At 36.1% G+C, this 19,820-nt stretch carries 17 protein-coding genes; 12 read left to right on the top strand and 5 right to left on the bottom strand.

Going from position 1 to position 19,820, the window contains the following annotated elements; genetic code table 11:
* Positions 1–44: 44 nt before the first annotated feature.
* The 5 genes from efp to AACZ88_RS17315 form a co-directional block, all read right to left on the bottom strand.
* Positions 45–611, bottom strand: a complete 567-nt coding sequence (gene efp / locus AACZ88_RS17335; RefSeq protein WP_339712889.1) for an elongation factor P — start codon at positions 609–611, stop codon at positions 45–47.
* Positions 612–745: 134 nt separating this feature from the next.
* A complete protein-coding gene (gene lpxA, locus AACZ88_RS17330) occupies positions 746–1,531 on the bottom strand; it encodes an acyl-ACP--UDP-N-acetylglucosamine O-acyltransferase (protein WP_339712886.1) in 786 nt (261 codons plus the stop codon).
* A 2-nt stretch (positions 1,532–1,533) separates the two neighbouring features.
* The gene (locus AACZ88_RS17325; protein WP_339712884.1) at positions 1,534–2,937 is read right to left on the bottom strand and encodes a bifunctional UDP-3-O-[3-hydroxymyristoyl] N-acetylglucosamine deacetylase/3-hydroxyacyl-ACP dehydratase; all 1,404 of its coding nucleotides are present in this window, start codon (positions 2,935–2,937) and stop codon (positions 1,534–1,536) included.
* The gene (gene lpxD / locus AACZ88_RS17320; protein WP_339712881.1) at positions 2,918–3,952 is read right to left on the bottom strand and encodes a UDP-3-O-(3-hydroxymyristoyl)glucosamine N-acyltransferase; all 1,035 of its coding nucleotides are present in this window, start codon (positions 3,950–3,952) and stop codon (positions 2,918–2,920) included. Before lpxD ends, AACZ88_RS17325 begins: the two co-directional genes overlap by 20 nt.
* Before the next feature lie 140 nt (positions 3,953–4,092).
* Positions 4,093–5,331: an HD domain-containing protein gene (locus AACZ88_RS17315; RefSeq protein ID WP_339712878.1), complete on the bottom strand. Its 1,239-nt coding sequence runs from the start codon at positions 5,329–5,331 to the stop codon at positions 4,093–4,095.
* Positions 5,332–5,367: 36 nt separating this feature from the next.
* Between AACZ88_RS17315 and AACZ88_RS17310 the strand changes: the two genes are divergently transcribed.
* The 12 genes from AACZ88_RS17310 to AACZ88_RS17255 all read left to right on the top strand — a co-directional run bounded on the left by AACZ88_RS17310 (position 5,368) and on the right by AACZ88_RS17255 (position 19,816).
* A complete protein-coding gene (locus AACZ88_RS17310; RefSeq protein ID WP_339712875.1) occupies positions 5,368–6,912 on the top strand; it encodes a response regulator in 1,545 nt (514 codons plus the stop codon).
* 15 nt (positions 6,913–6,927) lie between these two features.
* Complete coding sequence (tsaE, locus tag AACZ88_RS17305; RefSeq protein WP_339712873.1) at positions 6,928–7,344, top strand: tRNA (adenosine(37)-N6)-threonylcarbamoyltransferase complex ATPase subunit type 1 TsaE; 417 nt, start codon at positions 6,928–6,930, stop codon at positions 7,342–7,344.
* A gap of 306 nt (positions 7,345–7,650) precedes the next feature.
* A complete protein-coding gene (locus tag AACZ88_RS17300) occupies positions 7,651–7,800 on the top strand; it encodes a hypothetical protein (RefSeq protein ID WP_339712870.1) in 150 nt (49 codons plus the stop codon).
* A gap of 97 nt (positions 7,801–7,897) precedes the next feature.
* The gene (locus AACZ88_RS17295; RefSeq protein ID WP_339712868.1) at positions 7,898–8,536 is read left to right on the top strand and encodes a hypothetical protein; all 639 of its coding nucleotides are present in this window, start codon (positions 7,898–7,900) and stop codon (positions 8,534–8,536) included.
* Between the two features lie 113 nt (positions 8,537–8,649).
* On the top strand, positions 8,650–9,849 hold the full coding sequence (locus AACZ88_RS17290; protein WP_339712865.1) for an alanine dehydrogenase: 1,200 nt from the start codon (positions 8,650–8,652) through the stop codon (positions 9,847–9,849).
* An 11-nt stretch (positions 9,850–9,860) separates the two neighbouring features.
* Entirely contained in the window at positions 9,861–10,244 is a 384-nt protein-coding gene (locus AACZ88_RS17285) for a DUF4258 domain-containing protein (RefSeq protein WP_339712863.1), read from the top strand.
* Positions 10,245–10,602: 358 nt separating this feature from the next.
* Entirely contained in the window at positions 10,603–13,410 is a 2,808-nt protein-coding gene (locus AACZ88_RS17280; RefSeq protein ID WP_339712860.1) for a PAS domain S-box protein, read from the top strand.
* A gap of 42 nt (positions 13,411–13,452) precedes the next feature.
* Positions 13,453–15,603, top strand: coding sequence for an ATP-binding protein (locus tag AACZ88_RS17275; protein WP_339712858.1), 2,151 nt, complete (start codon positions 13,453–13,455; stop codon positions 15,601–15,603).
* 88 nt (positions 15,604–15,691) lie between these two features.
* Positions 15,692–16,063 (top strand): response regulator, encoded by a 372-nt coding sequence (locus AACZ88_RS17270; RefSeq protein ID WP_339712855.1) that lies wholly within the window; start codon positions 15,692–15,694, stop codon positions 16,061–16,063.
* Positions 16,064–16,066: 3 nt separating this feature from the next.
* Complete coding sequence (locus tag AACZ88_RS17265) at positions 16,067–17,632, top strand: sigma-54 dependent transcriptional regulator (RefSeq protein WP_339712853.1); 1,566 nt, start codon at positions 16,067–16,069, stop codon at positions 17,630–17,632.
* Between the two features lie 274 nt (positions 17,633–17,906).
* A complete protein-coding gene (locus AACZ88_RS17260) occupies positions 17,907–18,737 on the top strand; it encodes a hypothetical protein (protein ID WP_339712851.1) in 831 nt (276 codons plus the stop codon).
* Positions 18,725–19,816, top strand: a complete 1,092-nt coding sequence (locus AACZ88_RS17255; protein ID WP_339712848.1) for a PAS domain-containing sensor histidine kinase — start codon at positions 18,725–18,727, stop codon at positions 19,814–19,816. The genes AACZ88_RS17260 and AACZ88_RS17255 overlap by 13 nt, the downstream gene beginning before the upstream one ends.
* The last annotated feature ends 4 nt before the right edge of the window (positions 19,817–19,820 follow it).

Raw genomic sequence — 19,820 nt, 5'->3', positions numbered from 1 at the left:
ATTTTGAGGTTAGTAGTTTACCATCGAAAAGCGACCAAGATTACCTATTCTTTGACCCGCTCCATGTAATTTCCTTTCTCGGTATCTATCTTAATTTTATCACCTTCATTGATAAAAAGGGGGACATTAACTTCTGCACCAGTTTCAACTTTCGCCGGTTTCGTTGCATTTGTTGCCGTATTACCTTTAACACCAGGCTCTGTATAGGTTACTTCTAAAACCACACTGGCAGGCATATCAACGGATAAAGGCATACTATCTTCGGTATTGAACAATATGGTTACAACTTCCCCTTCCTTTAACAATTGCGGGGCATCCAAGGAACTTTCCTGCAATGTGATTTGGTTGTAATCGTCGGTATTCATGAAGTGGTATGTATCTCCTTCAGCATATAAAAATTGGTAGGAACGTGTTTCAACACGAACATCTTCGATTTTATGTCCTGCAGAAAACGTATTGTCTAAAACCTTCCCAGATGATACACTTTTTAGTTTTGTACGAACAAAAGCAGGACCTTTTCCTGGTTTTACGTGTAAAAATTCAATGATTTTATAAATATCGTTATTGTACCGAATGCACAATCCTTTTCTAATGTCTGATGTTGATGCCATACTTTTATATTGTTGGGTAAATATTATGATATTCAGTAATTTAAAAACAAAAAGAGCCAAATTTATTTTTTGGAACCTTAAAAGAAAAACTACTATTGAAATTATTTATGTGCTCTAAATTCGACCAATCATACCTAGTTATTACTAAAATATCCTTTCATGATTCCGCGTTGGGAATCTCGAATAAATTGTAAAATCTCATCCCGCTCTGGCGTCGCCTCCATTTCGGCCTCGATAATCTGAACGGCTTGGGTATTGTTGTAATTCTTTTGATACAAGATGCGATAAATGTTCTGTATTTCCCGAATTTTCTCCGACTTATAGCCTCTGCGCCTTAAGCCCACAGAATTAATGCCGACATACGATAAAGGTTCACGCGCCGCTTTCACAAAAGGCGGGACATCTTTACGAACCAAAGACCCCCCGGTAACGAAGGCATGTTGTCCTATTGCCACAAATTGATGTACTGCAACGAGACCTGCAAGAATAACGTTGTCTCCAATGGTCACGTGACCCGCTAAGGTCGAATTGTTCGAAAAGATACAATTGTTGCCCACAATACAATCATGGGCTATATGACAATAGGCCATAATCAGACAATTTTTGCCTATTACGGTTTTATTTCTATCCGAAGTTCCTTTATGTATCGTTGCACACTCCCGTATTGTGGTATTGTTGCCAATGGTAACGGTAGTTTCTTCCCCATTATATTTTAAATCTTGAGGAGGTGCGGAAATCACGGCCCCGGGGAAAATGTTACAATTTTTTCCTATTCTGGCACCTTCCATTATGGTCACGTTCGAACCGATCCAAGTTCCATCACCAATAATTACATTATTATGTATGGTCGTAAAAGGCTCCACCACCACATTCTTCGCTATTTTAGCTCCCGGGTGTATGTAAGCAAGGGGTTGGTTCATATTTATTTCTTTTTTGCGATTTGTGCCATAAGTTCCGCTTCGCAGACCAATTTGTTGTTTGCATAGGCATACGCCTGCATGTGGCAAATTCCCCTTCTAATGGGAGTAATGAGCGTACAATTAAAAATCAAGGTATCGCCCGGCAAAACCTTTTGTTTGAATTTGACGTTATCAATTTTCATAAAAAAGGTCAAATAATTTTCTGGATCTGGCACAGTACTCAATACAAGAATACCCCCCGTTTGAGCCATTGCCTCTACCTGAAGAACCCCTGGCATCACTGGAGCACCTGGGAAATGGCCTACAAAGAAAGGTTCGTTCATGGTTACATTCTTCATTCCCACAACATGGGTATCAGAAAGTTCCAAAATTCGATCGATCAACAGAAAGGGAGGTCGATGGGGCAGCATCGCCATAATTTGATGAATGTCCATCAAAGGCTCCTTGCTCAAGTCGTATTGTGGAATTTTATTTCTTTTCTCCAGCTTTATTATTTTGGATAATTTTTTTGCAAACTGCGTATTCACATAATGTCCAGGTTTATTGGCAATAACTTTTCCCCTTATGCGCGTACCGGTCAGTGCTAAATCACCAATAACATCTAATAGTTTATGCCTTGCAGCCTCATTTGGGTGATGCAGGGTAAGGTTATCAAGAATACCATTTGGCTTTACCGAAAGTTTCTTCTTGTTGAAGGCTTTTTCGAGCTTTTTCATGGTATCTTCAGATATCTCCTTATCGACATATACAATGGCATTGTTCAAATCACCACCTTTTATAAGCCCTTCTTCCAATAACATCTCCAATTCATGTAAAAAACTGAACGTACGGGCATCGGCAATATCTTCCTTAAAATCTGACAATTTCTCCAAGGTTGCGTTCTGCGTTCCCAGAATTTTTGTTCCAAAGTCGACCATAGCGGTAACCTGATAGCTATCTGATGGAATGACCGTAATTTCACTTCCGGTAGCCTCATCTTTAAAAGACATCACATCTTTTACCACATATTCTTCCCGTACGGCGTCTTGCTCAACGAGTCCGGCCTCCTCCAAAGCTTCCACAAAAAACTTCGATGAGCCATCTAAAATAGGTGGTTCTGGCGAATCTAATTCAATAAGAACATTATCGATCTCTAGGCCTACAAGTGCAGCCAAAACATGTTCCGATGTTTGAATTTTTACCCCTCGTTTTTCTAAATTGGTACCTCTTTGCGTATTTACAACGTAATTGGCATCTGCCTCGATAACGGGTTCACCCTCAAGGTCAACGCGTTTAAAGGCGTAGCCATGATTCTCTGAAGCGGGCAAGAATTTAAGGGTAACGTTTGCTCCTGTATGCAGGCCTACCCCTTTCAAGGTGACCTCTTTCTTGATTGTGCGTTGTTTATTACTTGTATTGCTCTCCATGAGTTCCTTTATCCAATTGGTCAATTCTATTTATAATCTTAGGTAAGTTTTTAAAGTGCACATACGACTTGTTGTACTCTCCATAATTCAAAGCGGGAGATCCCTGCAGTACTTCATTATCTTTTACATTTCTTCCAATGCCTGATTGCGCTTGAATTCGTACGTTATCACCAATAACGATATGCCCCACGATACCCACTTGGCCCCCTATCATACATCTTTTTCCGATCTTCGTGGAACCTGCAATACCTGTTTGCGCCGCAATTACCGTGTTCTCACCGATTTCAACGTTATGGGCAATTTGTATCTGATTGTCGAGCTTTACTCCTTTTCGTAAAATTGTAGAACCCAAAGTGGCTCTATCAATAGTAGTGCCCGCGCCGATGTCGACATTATCTTCAAGAATTACATTTCCTGTTTGCGGTACTTTGCTAAACTCCCCTTTTTCGTTAGGCGTAAAACCAAAACCGTCTGCACCAATTACAACACCACTATGCACGACACAGTTATTTCCAATAACCGTTTCTGAATATATTTTGGCTCCTGCAAAGATGACCACATTGTCACCTATCGAAACATTATCTCCAATATATGCATTGGGATAAACCTTCACATTATCACCAATTTGAACATTATTTCCTAAATAGGAAAACGCCCCCAAGTAAAAATTGGCACCATAATTAACGGTCTCCGCCTTGAAAACAGGTTCTTCAATCCCTACTTTATTGTTTTTCACTTCATTGTAATATTCCAATAATTTAGAAAAAGACTTGTAAGCATCATCAACCTTTATCAAGGTCGTCTGAAGATGCTGTTCAGGGGTAAAATCTTTGTTTACAATAGTAATAGAAGCCTTAGTCGTGTAGATATATGACGTATATTTCGGGTTCGCCAAAAAAGTCAAAGACCCTTTTTCACCCTCTTCAATTTTCGCGAGTTTGTGAACGGCTATCTCAGGGTCACCCTCTATTTCACCTTCCAAAATATCTGCAATCTGAACTGCTGTAAATACCATGGAGACAAATGTAAGAAAAATTGTTAATCGGAAACCTATTGAAAAAACTTCTGTCACATTCCGTTCAAAGTTTGTTACTGCTATAAAATGGCAGTTTACCATCTATTTCCACTCGTCACAAGCATTTGCAGAACTAGTTTTCAATCAAAGATGATTTGAGACTTTGGGTAACAAAAATAATGCTTGGTCACTGTTTTCGATAAAGCCTTTAAATTCAAATGATCCGAGGCCTTGGCTACATCAACGATCTTTTTATCTTTTTTTAGAATATTTATATTCTGCCTATTTAGGTCATAAGCCCTATTTTCAATAGAACCGGAAAAAACAAAGTATTCGGTCTCGGTATCAGAAAGCCCATACTTTTTCTTCAGATTGTTGAAATGCTTGTCTATTTTAACTTTGTCAATAGGTTTGTTTTTCAATTTGATGTGTAGCAATCTTCGATTTATAAGCATCTTACACAATCGAGACAAAACAAAATCGTCATGTGTTTGCCATTTCTTAATGGCGGCAAGTACATCTATATCATCAAGTTGAGCGAATACATTTAAAACTTCCAAATTAAAACCCTCTTTTGTAACACTGTTTTTCATAAAAAACAATAGTGATTTGCCACAATCAACAGCTACACCGGCAACGGTAAGTTCTTTAGCCCGCTGTAATATTCTGTTTAAAAGTTGTTCCCCTACGATTCCTGTTTTATGAAGATAAACTTGCCAATACATAAATCGTCTAGCCATTAAAAATTTCTCGACCGAGTAAATTCCTTTTTCTTCAATAACCAAATTGCCGTCTATTATGTTCAACATCGTAATCAACCTCTCGGCATTAATGTTTCCTTCAGCAACCCCGGTATAGAAACTGTCTCGTTTTAAATAATCTAAACGATCCATATCCAATTGACTAGACACCAATTGGTTCATAAACTTCTTTTCGTACTTGCCTTGAAAAATTTCTATGGCCATCGTTAAACTTCCGTTAAACTTGTCGTTCAACGCTTTCATAAAAAGCAACGAAATATACTCATGGCTCGTACTTTCAACAATACTATGTTCCATGGCATGAGAAAACGGACCATGCCCAATATCATGTAATAAAATTGCACAAAGCAAAGCCTGCGATTCTTCATCAGTAATTTCAACACCCTTAAAACGAAGTATTTGAATCGATTTTTCCATCAAGTGCATACTTCCCAGTGCATGATGAAACCTCGTATGATGTGCACCTGGATACACCAAATAAGAAAGTCCCATTTGGGAAATTCTGCGTAAACGCTGAAAATAGGGATGCTCTATCAGACTAAATATAAGAGGATCCGGAATACCAATAAATCCGTAAATTGGATCATTGAATATTTTTAGTTTTTTTGAATTTGTCAAAATCTGTTCTTAATTGACGGTAAATATAGGTACTAAATGAACAAGATAACAATACTTTGGGTCGATGATGAGATTGACCTTTTAAAACCACATATACTTTTTTTACAAGCCAAGAACTACAAAGTTGTCACCTGTCGAAGTGGTCAAGAGGCATTGCAGGAGCTTTCCAATACCCGGGCAGATATCGTTTTTTTAGATGAGAACATGCCGGGTATCTCTGGTCTCGAAACACTTAGCGAGATCAAAGCTCTAGATTCGTCGTTGCCAGTGGTCATGATTACCAAAAGTGAAGAAGAATTCATCATGGAGGAAGCCATCGGGTCAAAAATTGCGGATTATCTGATAAAACCTGTCAATCCGAATCAAATTCTTTTATCGCTCAAGAAAAATTTAGACCACTCGCGCCTAGTTTCCGAAAAGACGACCGCGAATTATCAGCAGGAGTTTCGAAAGATTGCGATGGACCTGGCAATGGTAGATAGCTTTAAGGAATGGGCCGATCTTTATAAAAAATTGATTTACTGGGAGCTACGTCTTGAGGAAATCGAAGACTCGGGTATGTTTGAGATTTTGGAGTCCCAAAAATCGGAAGCCAACAACCAATTCGGAAAATTTGTTGACAAAAATTACGGAGATTGGTTCAATAATACCGATTCCCCGATAATGTCACACACCCTTTTTAAAGAGTGGGTATACCCCGAACTTAAAAACGCACCTACACTTTTGGTCGTCATTGACAACTTACGTTATGATCAATGGTATGCTTTTGAAGATACGATTACCTCATTTTATAAAAAAATAAAGGAGGATTCTTATTACAGTATACTGCCTACTGCAACACAATACGCCCGCAATGCCATTTTCTCAGGCCTCACCCCTTTGGATATGGAAAGGAAATACCCCCAATGGTGGCGAAATGATACCGATGACGGCGGAAAAAACCTTTATGAAGACAAATTTTTAGGAGAACAAATCAAACGGCTCGGTCTTGACATTAAATGGGAATACCATAAAATAAGCAGTCTCAGACAAGGAAAGCAGTTGTCGCAAAATTTTAAATCGCAGAAGGATAATGACCTAACGGTAATCGTCTACAATTTTGTCGACATGCTCTCGCACTCCAAAACCGAAATGGAAGTCATAAAAGAGCTGGCTTCAAACGACAAGGCCTATCGCTCTTTGACCCAAAGCTGGTTTAAAAATTCGCCGCTGCTTGAAATCATTCAACAAGCCCAGAACATGGGCCTTAAATTGATTATCACCACAGATCATGGAACAATCAACGTAAAGCAGCCCTCAAAAGTAATTGGAGACAAAGAGACCAGCTTGAACCTTCGTTATAAAACAGGACGTAGTCTTACTTATGAAGACAAAGATGTATTAGAGGTAAAACATCCGGCAAAGATTCATTTACCAAGTATTAATATGAGCAGTTCTTTTATTTTTGCAAAGAATGATTTGTTTTTTGCTTATCCTAATAACTACAACCATTATGTAAGTTATTATAGAAATACCTATCAACACGGAGGTGTTTCACTTGAAGAGATGATCATACCCTTTGTAGTTCTTGACCCAAGATAAATTCGCAATTACTGTATGGAAATAAACTTTAATAAGAGTCAAATTCAAAAAGTCGCTCGACAACTCCTTACAAATACAAAATCTAAGACACTTTGTTTCTATGGTGACATGGGAGCAGGAAAGACTACGCTGATAAAAGTTTTGGTCAAACAGTTAGGAGGGGAAGACAATGCCAATAGTCCTACTTTTGGTATTGTAAATGAGTACCACTCAGAAAGCGGAACACTTTTAGCGTATCACTTTGACTTCTACAGATTGAACGACGAGACCGAAGCATTGGATCTAGGTTTAGAAGATTATTTAAACCAAAATGCCTGGGTTTTTATTGAATGGCCTGAAAAAATAAAATCTTTTCTCCCTGAAGATTCCACTACTATTCTTTTGGAAGTACTCGGTGCCGACACCCGAAAACTTAAAATTATAAGTCGATAACATACCCCCCCCCAACATCATTTTTACGTCTTTTTTTGAACAATTTGAATGCTTCAAAAGGCATTAAAGTGTCGAAAATTAATTTTCCAACCACTTAGACCCAACAGATCTTGGCATGCATAAGCTTCAGTGCTTGATGATTGCCTGTCATTATAAAAAATTTGAAGAAAAGCAATAAATTCGACAAAAACACCGTTTTATAGGTTGAAATGCATTATTTTTAACTTCATAAGTGTTTTTTTGGATTGACTTTGATTACATTTGCGTCAATTAAAAACCAATTTTTAACATTAAAAACCCTCGAAAATGAAAACCAAAAAAGTTCTATTCGCCGTCTTAGCTAGTGTATCATTGTTGGCCGCTTCTTGTACTTCCGCATCTACTGCCGAAGAAGATAGCATTTACCAAACACAGAGCATTGATAGAGATATTTCCAAAAAAAATATTAGAGCCTAATATATCCATAACATATAATTATTGTGATTAGGGCAGTACAAAATTTGTGTACTGCCCTGTCTATATAATAATATTTGTATTTTTGTGTTAGGTATATATGTCTAACAGAAATCGCATTAAAAAAAAATTGATAATTGAAGGGCTATTTGCCCTTTTAATTGCCATTTCCCCTATTTTATTCTACTCTTATAAATACCTTCCCGTAACTTCTGATAATACGTGGTCGATACTCGGAATCACTTTTTCGAACAATGGTTATGATGATATAACAGTAGCTTTCTACTTTTATTTAAGCAAATTAATTCCGTTAGCATTACTTATTATCTGGTTTACGACTGCAAAAAATTGGTGGTACCACATCATTCTGATACCAATTTCAATGTATGCTTTTCAGCTTTACAGTGTTTTCAGTGAAGATGCTAGTAAAATTGACGAAAACGAAATACTCTATTTAGTTGCGGTATGTATGGTTATCATACCCATCGTATATTTTATCAGGGTAAAATTGGTGGATAGATATGTTCACGGTATTGATCTTGAGGCAATGGAGGCCGAATTAAAAATTTTAAAAGAAAAGCAAGGACTGAACAGTACGCTTGATGCCCCCATAAAAGATGAATTTAATGGAAAAGAAACCAATACTGACAACGACCAAGGTATCGAACAGACTGTGCCGACCAAAGGCCTAAACAATATTTTCCATCAGGTTCGACATGTTTTGCAAAGTTGGTTCTAATCGAGCAATTGCAGTAACAGTCCCCTTTCTATTCCCGTTTAGGCAGCTGATTTTATCTTAAAATGTTGTAAATTTGGCACGAATCTTTTCCTTGGATTCCAGACTTACGCCATATGAACCAACCCACCTCTCCTTTTAGCAAACAGCAATTACTGCCTCAGGAAGAAACTTTGGAAGTACTCAAACAGAAAGGAGAACTTTTTATAGGAATCCCCAAAGAAAACCAATATCAGGAAAAACGAATTTGTCTTACCCCTGATGCCATAAATGCCATTACAAGTAATGGGCATCGTGTATTAATCGAAGCAGGCGCAGGCGAAGGTGCCAATTATACCGATGTTGACTACACCAATGCGGGTGCTGAAATCACTAGAGACACGAAGAAGGTTTTCTCATGCCCGCTACTCTTAAAAGTCGAGCCTCCCACCCTTGCTGAAATCGCAATGATCAACCCGCAAGCAATAGTCATTTCAGCGCTTCAAATTAAAACACAGTATAAAGAGTATTTCGAGGAAATGGCCAAAAAGCGAATCACTGGCATAGCCTTTGAATATATTCGTGATGAAGATGGTAAATACCCCGCTGTTCGTTCACTAAGTGAGATTGCCGGAATTTCGTCAGTACTTATCGCTTCAGAGATTATGGCCGCAACGAACAAAGGTAACGGCCTAATGTTCGGAAACATCAGTGGCGTACCACCCGTGGAAGTAGTAATCATTGGAGCCGGAACTGTTGGCGAATTTGCTTCTAGGTCGGCAATAGGCTTAGGTGCCAACATAAAAGTCTTCGATAATTCGATTACCAAACTAAGAAATATTCAAACAAATCTAAAACAGACCATTTACACCTCTACTATTCAACCAAAAAACTTGCTTAAGGCTTTAAAACGTTGCGATGTAGCCATCGGTGCCGTGCGAGGAACCGATAGGTCTCCCGTAGTCGTTTCGAATACCATGGTCGAACACATGAAAAAAGGTGCCGTAATTATTGATGTCAGCATTGACATGGGTGGCTGCTTCGAGTCTAGCGAAATTACGAGCCACAATAAACCTACAATCGAGAAATATGGAGTTATCCATTATGGAGTTCCCAACATTCCTTCTCGCTATCCAAAGACAGCCTCAATTTCAATAAGCAATATTTTCACGCCTTATCTACTGAAACTCGGAGAAGATGGCGGTCTTGAAAATTCGCTGCGTTTCGACAAGGGCCTCCGTAACGGCCTATATATGTACCACGGTATTTTAACCAGTAAATCAGTTGGGGAATGGTTCGATTTACAATACAGTGACATCAATTTCCTTATTTTTTAATTTTCTAGTTTATGGATTTTTTAAAACGCTTGGGGTTTTATATGATTGGTTTGGCCATAGGCATCGTTTTCTTGGCTTTTTTCCTTAAAAAAAAGTCAGCGGAAACCGGAACGGAGTTTTGCTATTTCCCAAACTGTAGAACCTTAAAAGATATTCGATCGAAACCGCTATCCTATTCCGAAGAAATCAAAGCGATGATTGAAACGAAGGAACTAGATTCTCTTGACATTACTTCTCTATTGACCGGTGGCGATGTTGATTTTAGACGTAGTGATACCAAATCGAAAGGATGCAAAACCTATTTTATCGAGGGGGAACTCAAAGGAGAAGATGTCATTCTAAAAGTCAAGAATTGCCCCAACAAAGCACTTGCTGAGCAAATTTTAGCAGAATAATAGTTACCGGAACAAAATTTAGAAACACCTTCATTTAGAACAGTACCGACTATCGCCCGATGACCTGCTTATAAAGTACTAGAAAGTTGTACCGTACCCCCATCAGGTCTAGCGGGCCTATAGCTCCCCCCCTTATTACAGCGTTTTTATATGCATGAACACACCCAATCGAAGATATAAAGTTGAAGAAAACCGAACCGGAGCATTTCAAATTTGATCGACAAATAATACAAATTGAACTATTGTAGACCTTACGGTAAATCAACCCATCAAAAATAAGAAGGTTTTTGGACCAATAAATGTTTAACTTTAATTAGAATATTCATATTATGTTTCGAATAATTAACTTCAATACTATATGAATTTATATGCCACCATACTTATAGAGTTTTTGCTCACGTCTTTAAGTATTCTTTTCCTATTTAAATTTAGAAAAAGATTAGGCTTGGCACCGCTTTACATTCTTCTAGGGTCCGTACAATACCTACAAGCCCTTTCAGTAACGATGGTCAGCTTTAAAGTATTCGGAGATGTTATTATTTATCCGGGTTCGGTCATCGTTTTTTCTGCTGTCTTATTCGCTGTCTTATTGATATATATTAAAGAAGGAGTGGCAAGTGCAAGAGCGCTTATTATCGGAATAATCATTTCAAACTTTATCTTATCGGCCTTGTTCGGTATTACGTATGTTCATGAGCAGGCAGCACAAACCATGAATTATGTAGATTCATCGTCTGTTTTTCTCATAAATTACAAATATTTCATTACTGGTACACTAATATTACTGGTTGATTTCATTTTATTGGTGATAATATACCAAGCTCTAATTTCTAAAATTGGCAGACGACATTTCTTTTTAGTGCTTTTTATCTCCTTGTTTTCGGTTCTTATTTTTGATGCCCTTGCCTTCAATGCTATTCTTAGATATGATGCACCGGACTTTAAAACTTCGTTGATCAGTCATCTCATTGGAAAATCAATTTCGGCATTTGTATTTTCTGTGCTATTATATTGCTATCTAAAGTATATTGATAAAGAAAAAGATAATGCAACTTTTATAGCGAATCAAAGCAGAGATACCTTTTCAATAGTCAAGTATAAAAAAAAATATGAAGATCTTAAGGTTGAAAAAAATCAAGTAGAGAAAAGACTTGTATCGCAAATAGAGTCTACTTTAAATCACATTTCAGATGGTTTTATTTCGTTAGACACCAATTGGTGCTATACTTACGTAAATAAAAAGGCGGCAGGGTTTATAGGAAGATCACCAGAAAGCTTGATAGGTAAAAATATTTGGACAGAATTTCCAGAGGGTGTTGGTTCCAAATTTTATAGGATTTACCATAAAGCTTTTGATACGCAAGAAACCATTTACTTCGAAGAATATTATGAGCCACTAGATAAATGGTTTGAAAACAGAGTTTACCCCTCTTCTGAAGGAATAACAATTTATTTCACCGACATCACGAATCAAAAAAAGGCTGACTTGTCTTTAAAAGAAAGTGAAAATCATTTAAGAACAATATTAGAAACCGAGCCTGAATGTATAAAACAATTAAATTCTAAAGGGGAATTAATTTATATGAATCCTGCCGGGTTGGCCATGATCGAAGCTGAAAATCTAGCTATGATTAAAGGTAAATCGGTTATAAACCTAATAAGTCCCGAGTATCAATTTGCATTTAATAAACTAATAAAAAATATATTCAACGGTGATTCGGGAATGCTCGTATTTGAAATTATTGGACTAAAGGGCACACAAAGATGGCTTGAAACACACGCCGTACCCCTAAAAGATGATAATGGTACTATTATATCCTTACTTGCGATTACAAGAGATATTACCGAGCAAAAAAAAGCGCAAAAGGAAATTGAAGAAATGCAGCAAAAAATTGAAGCTGCAATTAGAATTGGCAAAATAGGACATTGGAGTTGGGATATTAAAACCGACGAGGTGTTTTGGTCAGATCTCATGTACACAATTTACGATGTAGATAAGGATACAAAATTAAATTACAACTCCGTTTTAAGTCGCGTACACCCTGATGATAGGGATTTTCATAATAAAATAACAGAAGATAGAATTAAAAATAAAAACAATGCCTCGTTTGAATATCGCGTGCTTTGGCGAGACAAAACGGTAAAGCACGTAATGGTGCAAATGGAAGTAGTACGAGATGAAGCTGCCAATGCCATAAAATTTCAAGGAACGGTAATCGATATAACCGAGCGTAAAGAAGCTGAAGAAAAAATTAAAAGTAGTGAAACATATCTTGAGAATATTATCAACAATATTGGTGATCCGGTATTTGTAAAAGACAGCCAAAGCAGAATGATACTCGTTAATGATGCACTCTGTTCAATTTTCAATATGTCCAGAACTGATATTATTGGTAAAACCCTAGCCGACAATGTTCCCAAAGAAGAAAGAGAGCGTTTCTTGAGTAATGATAAACATGTGATTTTAACCGGTGAAGAAAATATTACGGAAGAGACACTCAGTTTAAACCAAAAAGATATTCGTACCATTTCCACTAAAAAAACGAGATTTATTGATAAGGCGGGTAATAAGTTTTTAATCGGGGTTATTCGAGATATTACAGCGCGCAAAAAAGCAGAAAAGGAAATTCTTGCGCTTGGAAAGCGAAATACACTAATAATTGAAACCCTACTTGATGGATTTTTATTAGCCGATACTACTGGAAAAATTCTGGATGCAAATCCTTCTTATGTTAATATGATAGGGTATACCCTAGACGAATTGTTAACCATGAATATCAATCAACTTGAAGTTGCCTTGAATCAGACAGAAATAGAAGAAAGAATAAAGGAAATGGTGCGTAAAGGATTCGCTAGATTCAATACGAATCACAAGAAAAAGAACGGAGAAATACTTGATTTAGAAGTAAACACTTTTACAATGCAGGTAAATGAACAATTTGTTGTGGCGGCATTTATGAAAGATATAACCGAAAGTATAAAAGTGGAAATTGAATTAGAAAAACACAGAAACAACCTTGAAGAATTGGTTAAAATTAGAACCGAAGAGGTCGATTTAAAAAATGCTGAATTACAGCGTATGAATAAATTGTTCGTTGGGAGAGAATTGAGAATGAAAGAACTCAAAAATATTATCAAAGAAATGCAGTTGAAAAAAAATAGTTAAGTCAAACAATTTAACTATAGATTAATTTATTCGCGTGATTTTATGAAAAGTAACGCTTTACATCTAGTTTTAAAAAAACCCATGGTTGCGGGGTTTACATCGCTTATAATTCTCCTTTTTATTGCGCAATACATTGCATATCAAAAGTATTTAATTAATGAAAATGAGCAAAAAAAAGAATTAAACAATCAGGTAGATTTAATTAAAGAGAAGTTGCAAGCCTTAGTAATGTATAGCTATTCAGCAACAGAAACTCTCGGCTATCTTGTCGAACGAAATGGAATACCGACTGATTTTGATAGCATAGCGATTGAATTATTAGATCGCTATAAATATTTTGACGTTGTAGAATTAGTTGACAAAAATGGTTTTATCACGCACGTTTATCCATTAAAGGATAATGAAGTGATTGGTTTTAATATTTTAACAAGTTCTGAGGCTAGAAACGCTGCGCTCGCTACTATCAAAAGAAAAGATTTTTTTATTGCCGGCCCGGTAAACCTAAAACAAGGTGGCGTTGGCATGATAAGTAGACAGCCGATTTTCATAGATGACGAATTTTCAGGGTTTTCGGCGGTTATTACCAAACTATCCACTTTTTTTAATGACCTGAATATAAATACTTCCAATGACAGCCGCTTTATTTATCAATTATCAAGGGTCAATCTCGAAACAGGCAAAGAAGATTTTTTTTTAGAGAACGACATGTCTTCTTTTAAAGAATTTGCCGTTCCTATTGAAATGTCTTTTGGTGAATGGAAGCTGTATGTTGTACCTGTACAACGAACAGCAAATGCAGCGATTTGGTTTTCGGTATTCGGGCTTATAGTAGCAATTGGTTGTAGTTGGGGCGTCTGGCTTTTAGTAGGCCAATCGGAGCGGTTAAACAGACGGATCAATCGAAGGCTGGCAAGTCAAGAAATAAAATTAAAATCTATACATGAAACCACGAGAAGTCGAATAGAAAGAAGTGAATCAAATTTAAATAGAGCGCAACAGATTGCTAGCCTCGGAAGCTGGGAACTAGACATGGTAGAAGATAAATTAACTTGGTCAGAAGAAATGTTTAGAATATTCGAAAAAACACCTAACACATTTGAAGTTACCAATGAAACTTTCCTCCAAGCCGTTCATCCAGACGACAGGGATTTTATATTAAAAACATACAACGATTCGATAAAAAACAAAAAGTCGTATCAAATCACTTATCGTTTGAAATTTGGCGAAAACCACATAAAATATGTTGATGAACAATGTGAAATAATGTATGATAAAGATCAAACACCTATAAGGGCATTTGGTACAACACAAGATATTACGGAAAGAATTAATAATGAAAAGGAATTGCTGAATTATAAAAACAACCTAGAGCAATTGGTAAATTTGAGAACCGAAGAACTCAATGATAGTAAAGAAGCCTTATTAAACCTCTTGGAAGATTTAAATTTACAATCCACTGAATTAGAAAAAGAAAAGATAAAAGCGCAATCTGCCGATTTAATGAAATCAGCATTTTTAGCAACCATGTCACACGAATTACGAACACCAATGAACTCCATTATCGGTTTTACCGGTATTCTATTGAAAGAATTTGCAGGGCCTTTAAATGAAGAGCAAAGAAAGCAACTGTCGATGGTTAAAAACAGTAGTCAGCATTTACTAGGTCTGATTAATGATATTTTAGACATCTCTAAAATAGAAGCAGGGAAATTAAAAGTATCCATTTATCCTTTTAATTATGTAAAGACTCTAGAGAAAACCATTGACTTTTTAGTACCGCAAGCCCATAAAAAAGGACTTGATATACGTTTGGAAATCGATGAGGCAGACATTACTTTAAATAGTGATGAGCGAAGAATTGAGCAAGTTTTACTCAATTTAATATCGAACGCGATTAAATTTTCAAATACGGGAACCATAAAGGTCAAGGTAGCTATTATTGATAATCTAGTTGTAACCCAAGTAATAGATCAAGGAATTGGAATCGGAAAAACTGACCTTAATAAGTTATTTGCACCGTTTATTCAATTGGAAGGGGGAATAAGTAGAAGCCATGAAGGTACGGGTCTCGGTTTGGCGATTTGCAAAAGTTTGGTGGAAAAATTGGGAGGAACAATAAGTGTGCAAAGTAAAAAAACAAAAGGAAGTAATTTTACATTTACATTGCCTTTTAGCAATGCCGATAAAAAATGACCCAAATAAAAAATATTAAACTGTTTTTACATTTATAGTCTAATAGACATTAACTTTCTGGTTATAAAATATATACGATATAAAATTTATGAAAAAAACAATTTTAATAATCGAAGATAACGAGCAAAACATGTATATGCTATCGTATCTGCTAACCCAAAGTAATTATACGATTATAAAGGCGTATAATGGGGTCGACGGGTTAAGGTTGGCGCATGAAAACAATCCAGAAATTATATTAATTGATATTCAGCTTCCAGATATGGACGGATATGAAATATGTAATAAATTAAGACACAATGGTCTTCCTAAGAACACCACGATCATTGCGGTAACTTCCTATGCTATGGGAGGGGATAAAGAAAAAGCAATCGAGGCAGGTGCAGATGGCTATCTGGAGAAACCCATAAATCCTGAAACTTTTGTAGGCGATATGGAAAATATAATTCATGGAAAATAAGAAATGAACAAAAAGACTATCTTAATAGTAGATGATACCTTTGAAAACCTCTATTTTTTAAGAGTGATTCTTCAAGAAGCAGGTTTTGATGTTATTGAGGCCACTGATGGGAGCGAAGGGCTTAAAAAACTACATGAAAATAGCCTAGTAGATCTTATTATTTCTGATATTCTAATGCCGGTAATGGATGGCTATATGTTCTGTCAAGCCTGCAAAAAAGAAAAACAATTCCGGCATATTCCTTTTATCTTTTATACCTCTACCTATACCGAAAAACTTGATGAAGATTTTGCTTTAAAACTTGGTGCAAATCACTTTTTAAGAAAGCCTACCGAACCAGATGTAATACTGCAACTCGTGCAAGAGTTATTAACGGAAAACAGATCTGAACCAGCCCGAAAAAACCAATTTACCGAACATGAAGTTTTAACACTCTATAGTAAGAGACTCATTAGTAAGCTAGAGCAAAAAAATTTAGATCTCGAAAATGAGGTGTTCGAGCGAAAAAAAGCAGAAACAGCGGCTATTTCAGCCAACAAGCAGCTCGTTATAGCCAATAAAGAACTAAATGCCTTAAGAAATCAACTAGAACAAGAAAACGTTTATCTTAAAAACGAGTTAGACCTGGCTTTTAACTATGAAGATATGGTTTATGGTAGTGCAGTGTTCAGTAATGTACTAACAGAGGTCGAGAAAGTTGCACCAACAACGGCTACCGTAATGCTGTTCGGAGAGTCTGGTACTGGTAAAGAACTATTGGCAAGGGCAATTCATAATATTGGATTGCGCAATGACAAACCCTTAATTAAGGTGAATTGCTCAGCTATACCCAAAGAACTTATAGAAAGCGAATTTTTTGGACATAAAAAAGGATCGTTTACAGGAGCATATAGTGACAAAATCGGAAAGTTTGAATTAGCAGATGGAGGTACTTTGTTTTTAGATGAAATAGGAGAGATGCCTTTAGATATGCAACCCAAAATACTACGATTTTTACAAGAAGGGGAAATAGAAGTGGTTGGCGGTACGGAATTAAGAAAATTAAATGTCCGCGTAATTGCTGCTACAAATAAAAACCTAAAAGAAGAAATTGAAAATAAACGATTTAGGGAAGACTTATATTTTCGTCTTAATGTTTTCCCTATAAAAGTGCCGCCTTTACGCGAACGCCAAGACGACATTCCTTTATTGCTAGAACATTTTATAGATAAATTTAATAAGTCGTATGGAAAAAGCATCAAGTACATTGCTGATGAGGCCATGAGTAAATTAAAAGTCTATGCATGGCCAGGAAATATAAGGGAACTTGAAAATTTAATTGAACGCGCAGTAATACTATCAAACGATGAAACGCTAGTAATACCAGGTTTTGAATCACAGGCACAAAAAACTAAATTACCTATTATCAATAAAGATTTATCATTAGACACCGTTCAACGCAACCATATACTTCAAGTATTAGAGCAGTGTAATTGGAAAATCAGCGGTCAAGATAGTGCTTCTACATTGCTTAAATTAAAACCGAGTACACTTCGTGACAAAATGGCCAAACTGGGTATTAAAAAATAAACCCCTATAAGCAGAGTTCCGTTGGTATTGAAGAGCAATGGTCTGAACCTTTAGTACAGGGCTACAACCTTTGGGCAAATAATACTTTACTTACACGGTATACCGTTTTTACCTATATATTTTAAGAATAAGCACACGGTATACCGTGTGCTTATTCTTAAACAGCCACAACTACTACGATGTAAGTAGCCTATATACAAGTGTTTACAATATAACGGTTAAACGAATTGTGCTTTGGCATATCAATTGGATAGAGTTTTTCAAAGGGAATCTGATGAAGAACATTATTCAATTTGATGGTGTTAAATTTTGGATGTATCAAAATATAATCCATTGTGAAATCAATAAAGATTTTGATTATCAATGGCTTAAAGGCAATATTTCGAGAATTATTCCTAAGGTAACTAGATTGTTGTCAAATGGAAAATATCTTCCATTGCTTATCGATTTAACCAAAGTCAGTAATGTAGCGGCTATAAAGATATTTGTTCTTCTCTCCCCCTATTCCCTACTTAATAAATCCGTTCTTTCCTGGTCTTTTTTAGCCAGATCGGCTATCCAAAAGATGATACTGTTAGTATGTAGGGTTGATAGTGGTAATTATGTTTCGAGTAATGTCTATAAAGATATTGATAAAGCTACGCGTTATTGCAGTACGAGATTTAAAATATTTAGCGCGAAAAACACGAATAAGATAGAAATGATTATATACGAACACGCAACTTTTAGTCTTCAAAGCAACGGAATCCTTTTTTGTAAGATTAGCAATTTAAATGCTTACAACAAATTGGATTATAAAGTTGCGCAACGCTATTTGGAAGCTATTTTTAAATTATCAAAAGGAGAACCGTTACCTATTATTGTCGATTTAAGAGATGCGAAAGGTACTTTTTCTATTGAAGCCGCACGATTGCTATCAAAAAGTTTTAATAGTGGGACTTTAATTATTTCCGAAGCTTATGTGGTGAACTCTCTCCCTATAAATTTGTTAGTCAACTCTTATAAAAGGTTATTTTATTCGAAGATACCGTTTGCCATATTTAAGAACGTGTCAAAAGCTGAAGAATATAGTCTGACCACTAAAATGAACGTATGCGCGCCTTAGACTATTTTCGAACATATAATATGAATACCTTAGATAAGCGAGTACAAGATATTCTCAAAGCAAACGCTATATATACCATTACCGATATAGTGGGTAAAATTGAATATGCCAATGAGAAGTTCTGCGACATTCTAGATTTTAATGCCGATATGTTGGTTGGAGAATTTCTTCAGTTATTCAAATCTGAAACACCTTCAATCGACAATGACAAAAATTTATGGAGGGCAATTAGTCAAGGAGAAAAATGGTCCGGTGACCTAACGCACAAATTAAAAAATGGAAAATCAGTATGGTTAAAAACTACAATTTTTCCGATTAAAGATGATAGGGCCAGTGATTATAAATTTCTAAGCATTTATGAAGATGTAACTGAATTAAAGTCTGGAAATGAAAAACTAAAGAATGAACTAGAATTGTTTTTATACCGTTCCGCCCATGACCTCAATGCTCCCTTTTCCTCGGCACAAGGTTTGATAAACCTTATTAAAGAAGAGCAATCGATTGAAAAAGTGCAAACTTTAATCGGCATGCTTGAAAAAACGATAAATCATGCTAAAGTATTATCGGACGGGCTCTCTAGCGCTTCTCAAATTTCAACCCGTTCCAAACAATTAAAAGTTATAGATTTTTCTCATATCGTAAACAGTGTTTTAAAAATGCTTAGTAGCAATGCGAAATATGAGAATATTAAATTTAATGTCGAGATTCAAAATACAGAAGGTTTTATGTCTAACCCCGAATTGCTTTTCGCGATATTTAAGAATTTAATACAAAATGCGATAAAATATTCCCTACCTCCTTCTGAACACCATAAGCCCTATATAGCTGTAAATGTAACCACAATTGCAGACGAACTAACCATAACAATATGCGATAATGGAAAAGGTATAGCTGAAAAAGAGTTTGATAAAATATTCGAATTGTATTACAGGGCCGAAAAGGAGCATAATATGGGATCTAATGGACTGGGGTTATATATAGTGAAAAATGGTGTTGAAAGTTTAAAAGGAAAAATCAAAGTGGAAAGTAAAATTAACAAAGGGGCCTGTTTTGCCATTTATTTACCAAAAGCAATTTAAATAT

The organism is uncultured Kriegella sp. (assembly GCF_963975415.1).
Lineage (GTDB): Bacteria > Bacteroidota > Bacteroidia > Flavobacteriales > Flavobacteriaceae > Kriegella.
The sequence above is the reverse complement of the archived record's forward strand: the minus strand, read 5'-3'. Positions and strand labels throughout refer to the sequence as shown.

What these genes read in the sequence shown, in the direction of transcription:
- AACZ88_RS17285 (WP_339712863.1), top strand. Translation starts at nt 9,861, where the DNA reads ATGGATTTTTTAAAACGCTTGGGGTTTTATATGATTGGTTTGGCCATA.
- efp (WP_339712889.1), bottom strand. Translation starts at nt 611, where the DNA reads ATGGCATCAACATCAGACATTAGAAAAGGATTGTGCATTCGGTACAAT.
- lpxA (WP_339712886.1), bottom strand. Translation starts at nt 1,531, where the DNA reads ATGAACCAACCCCTTGCTTACATACACCCGGGAGCTAAAATAGCGAAG.
- AACZ88_RS17275 (WP_339712858.1), top strand. Translation starts at nt 13,453, where the DNA reads ATGAAAAGTAACGCTTTACATCTAGTTTTAAAAAAACCCATGGTTGCG.
- AACZ88_RS17295 (WP_339712868.1), top strand. Translation starts at nt 7,898, where the DNA reads ATGTCTAACAGAAATCGCATTAAAAAAAAATTGATAATTGAAGGGCTA.
- AACZ88_RS17310 (WP_339712875.1), top strand. Translation starts at nt 5,368, where the DNA reads ATGAACAAGATAACAATACTTTGGGTCGATGATGAGATTGACCTTTTA.
- AACZ88_RS17280 (WP_339712860.1), top strand. Translation starts at nt 10,603, where the DNA reads ATGAATTTATATGCCACCATACTTATAGAGTTTTTGCTCACGTCTTTA.
- AACZ88_RS17255 (WP_339712848.1), top strand. Translation starts at nt 18,725, where the DNA reads ATGCGCGCCTTAGACTATTTTCGAACATATAATATGAATACCTTAGAT.
- AACZ88_RS17265 (WP_339712853.1), top strand. Translation starts at nt 16,067, where the DNA reads ATGAACAAAAAGACTATCTTAATAGTAGATGATACCTTTGAAAACCTC.
- tsaE (WP_339712873.1), top strand. Translation starts at nt 6,928, where the DNA reads ATGGAAATAAACTTTAATAAGAGTCAAATTCAAAAAGTCGCTCGACAA.
- AACZ88_RS17290 (WP_339712865.1), top strand. Translation starts at nt 8,650, where the DNA reads ATGAACCAACCCACCTCTCCTTTTAGCAAACAGCAATTACTGCCTCAG.
- AACZ88_RS17260 (WP_339712851.1), top strand. Translation starts at nt 17,907, where the DNA reads ATGAAGAACATTATTCAATTTGATGGTGTTAAATTTTGGATGTATCAA.
- lpxD (WP_339712881.1), bottom strand. Translation starts at nt 3,952, where the DNA reads ATGGTATTTACAGCAGTTCAGATTGCAGATATTTTGGAAGGTGAAATA.
- AACZ88_RS17270 (WP_339712855.1), top strand. Translation starts at nt 15,692, where the DNA reads ATGAAAAAAACAATTTTAATAATCGAAGATAACGAGCAAAACATGTAT.
- AACZ88_RS17325 (WP_339712884.1), bottom strand. Translation starts at nt 2,937, where the DNA reads ATGGAGAGCAATACAAGTAATAAACAACGCACAATCAAGAAAGAGGTC.
- AACZ88_RS17300 (WP_339712870.1), top strand. Translation starts at nt 7,651, where the DNA reads ATGAAAACCAAAAAAGTTCTATTCGCCGTCTTAGCTAGTGTATCATTG.